General features: G+C 27.2%; 2 protein-coding genes. Both read right to left on the bottom strand.

Annotated elements, in window-relative coordinates; all coding sequences use genetic code 11:
• Positions 1-82: 82 nt before the first annotated feature.
• Positions 83-709: a hypothetical protein gene (locus tag MPF19_RS18675; RefSeq protein ID WP_249989793.1), complete on the bottom strand. Its 627-nt coding sequence runs from the start codon at positions 707-709 to the stop codon at positions 83-85.
• 137 nt (positions 710-846) lie between these two features.
• Positions 847-2,745 carry a DUF4365 domain-containing protein gene (locus MPF19_RS18670; protein ID WP_249989792.1) on the bottom strand — a complete coding sequence of 633 codons (1,899 nt, stop codon included), beginning with the start codon at positions 2,743-2,745 and terminating at the stop codon, positions 847-849.
• Between the last annotated feature and the right edge of the window lie 745 nt (positions 2,746-3,490).

Below are 3,490 nucleotides of genomic sequence, written 5' to 3'. Positions count from 1 at the left end.
GTGAACGGCTATTTTCCGCAGGAAAATTGTTGTTTGCAAAAATGCAACTGCTTTTAGTTAAGCACTAATTTAGCAATTTTTTTTACACGGTGTTGGCAATAGTTATTTCTTTTTTCAATTTCTGAATTTCATTATAATCCTCAATTTTCAAAATATTCAACAATTCCAACCAGCTTATAATTCCTTTTTTGTGATAATTCGTTAATACTTCTTTATAATATTTAATTTGTTCAGATTTAGTCTGCAAAAAATTATATTCAATTTGTTTTCCGTTTTTTAAAGTCAAAATAAAACTATTATTCAGACCATTAGATAAATGAGGTGTAAATTCCAAAAGGTAATTAGTAAAGTCTCCTTTAACGTCATAAGTTGAGAAGAATTCCAACTTCTGTATTTCCTCAAGATGGAAATCGTTATTTTCAATATTTATTCGATTTTCATAAAAAGATATTCTTCCACAATATTCTCCTATTTCTCTTTCATATCTAAAATAAGTACTAATTAAAAGTCCAATTATGTAAAAAGCCCCAAGTAAAAGTATTCCAATTTCAATTCCTTTAAAATCAAATTCGAAAGAATGTTTTAAATAATAAATTAGGAATATTAAAGCAGTCCAAGAAATTGCAACAATATTTTCGGGTGAAATATTAATTCCTTTTTTTTCTCTAAATAATGAAAGTTTTCTCGGGTTCATTTTAATTATTGCCAACGTTGTTGTATATGGTTTGTTGCGTGTTTCAAGCAACTAATTTAGTGAATAATTACCGACCAAGAAAGTCCGCGAGGACTTTCGTAAGTAGGCAAGAAGCTAGCAATAAATTATATACGGTGTTGTATGCAGTTTTTTTATAGTTCAATTATTTTTACTTCATCTTTATCCCAAAATCTTAATTCCATTGGATATTCTTTAGGTGTTTTTATTAATTCCTCTACATAATTCAAAAACTTGTCACCTTTAAAATCATCATATTCTTCCAACTCTATCATATCTTGTAACTCTGAAATAAAATCTTCCCTACAATAGAAATATGCTGTGTTAACGATATCATTTAACAACTCTGAAGGTGAACCTTCATAAGTAGTTATTATTGCTACATATGCCCAAATTTTCGAATCTCTTTTTATTAATATAGCCTGAATTAATGATGATACAAAAAGCATAGTCAAATCTTCATCTTTTAAAAATACAGTTGAGAAATAGCTCCAGATAATTGGATTAAGTGCATCCATTTTAACAAGTTCATCAAGTTTACTTGATTCTTGTAGTTCGTTTTGTGTTAGTGATTTTAAAATTTCATAAGCTTTATTTATATTTCGTTTTTGTTGTTTTATTTCCAAAATTTCAATTAATGCTTTACAAATTGTATATTTTAGTGAAAACTCATATTTATCGTGATTTTGATTAGCATTTTTAACTAGAAAATCATCAAAATGGTTAAAAGCTTTTTCATAATTTCCGGAATAGAATTCTGCATCTCCAAGAGTTGCTATAAGAAAAATATTGTCTGGTTCTAATACACTTGCTTTTGTATAAAACTTTGCACTTAATCTAAAAAAATCTAGTTCAAATAAAATTCCTGCTAATTCACGACAGAAATATCCTCTTTTTAAATAACTTTTTTCTGTTTTATAAGCTTTATTGTAAAAATGTATGGCTTTGTCAAACACATTTATACCTCTATAATATCCTCCTAAATTATAATAAGAAGTAGCTAATGATGTCTCATTTTTAGATTCTAAACTAAGTTCTATTACTTGTTCAAAATATGATTCAACTCTCTCTTGAGAAATGATCTTTTTACTTGATAGAAATATAATAGTTTGGATGATTGTAGCTGAAATTGGGTTTCCAGATTTAAAGACGTGCTCAACTATTTCTTTTGTAAAATGATTACCACTTTCACTTGCTATTAATTTGGGCATTAAATAATGTAACATTCCAGGATGATTAATTACTTCATCAAGAAGTTTATGGTCATTTATGAATTTGAATAAATTAAGGTCTTTGTCTGTTTGAAATAGAATAAGTATTAGGCAATCTTTAAAAGCTTTAAATATTAAATCTTCATTATTAAGGTCTCCTTTTTTATAACCGATTGAACCTCCAAAAGCACCAGATAGGTTTAAAACAATTCGATTTTCTAATACGTTTATTTCAATATTAGCCAAGTTTCTATCTCTTGTGATTTCAATTATTGCAATGTTTTTTGAAATCTTTGAGGATAATTTTCTAGCGGTTTTATCAGGTGCATTGATGTTATTTAAAAAACCTTTAATTGGAAATGAAAATAAATTATTGCTGAATCTAATTTTACTTTTTAGAAATGAAATTATGTGATTAGTTGAGTCTTTAGACCATAAATGATAATCTTGAAACTCAATGTTAAAACTTTTCTTTTTAGAACTAGAAGAAAGGTAAGCGTGACGTTTAATCCAATCAAAATAAAAAGTTCTATTTTTCGAATTATATCTAAAAAGAGCTACTGGTAAATCATAAGATGCTAATTGTCTTATTTTGGCAATTGGCATTCTTATAGATTTATGGTCTTTTAAATTTTCACTATCAGTCGCCTTTAATTGAACCCAAAATACTATTCCTGTATATTCTCCTTTTGAAGTGAAAATTTCAATTTCGACATCAATTCCATAATCTTTAGGTTTTTCTCGAATAACCCATTCATTCGGAAGTGTTCTTTTAAGTTCAAATAAACTTTCTTCTTCTAGTATATGTGTCCGACTTCTCAATGTTTCTTATCTGATAAATGTTAATTATTGTTACGGATTTTAAATTGCATACAACGTTGTTGTGTTATGGAAAGTTGCGATTTTTGTGAACGGCTATTTTCCGCAGGAAAATTGTTGTTTGCAAAAATGGAACTGACTTTGGTTAAGCTAAAATTAAGCAATTTTTTTTACACGGTGTTAGCAAATGCGTGTTTAATTTTTTTGCTTATTTTTCCGTAATTTCTATTTTCTTTTTATAATTTTTTCTCGACTTTAAAATTCAGATTTCGAGTAAGAATTCGCTCTTTTGCTTTTTTAGAGTTTGAGTAAATTCAACGTTTTACAATTCCGAAAACTTGCTAAATGTTAGAGTTTTTTCAACTTTAACTTTTCCTTCAATTATAAAATATCGAATAAATATAAAGCGGTTAAAGTCATAATTATTATTAATGCAACTTGGAGTTTTCTTTTTCGATTAGCCTTCGTTTTTCTTATTTTTAAATTGTGTTCAATTATTTTTTTCTTTTTGTCGATGTTCTTATTGTTTATGCTCATTTTTCTTTTTTCTATCTCAAGATATTTAATAACTATTTTTTTTTCGTAAAACTTTGAAGCAAAAATCTTATTTAAAAGAACTTATGCCTTTCTGTGGCGATTCAACCCAGTTTTTGCTAACGTGGTTGTGTATTGAAAGTTGCGGTTTTATGAACGACTATTTTCCGAAAGAAAACAGAAGTGAATAAAAAAGCAACTACTTTTATTAAGC

It is taken from the genome of Polaribacter sp. Z014, from assembly GCF_023555435.1.
Classification (GTDB): Bacteria; Bacteroidota; Bacteroidia; order Flavobacteriales; family Flavobacteriaceae; genus Polaribacter.
The sequence above is the reverse complement of the archived record's forward strand: the minus strand, read 5'-3'. Positions and strand labels throughout refer to the sequence as shown.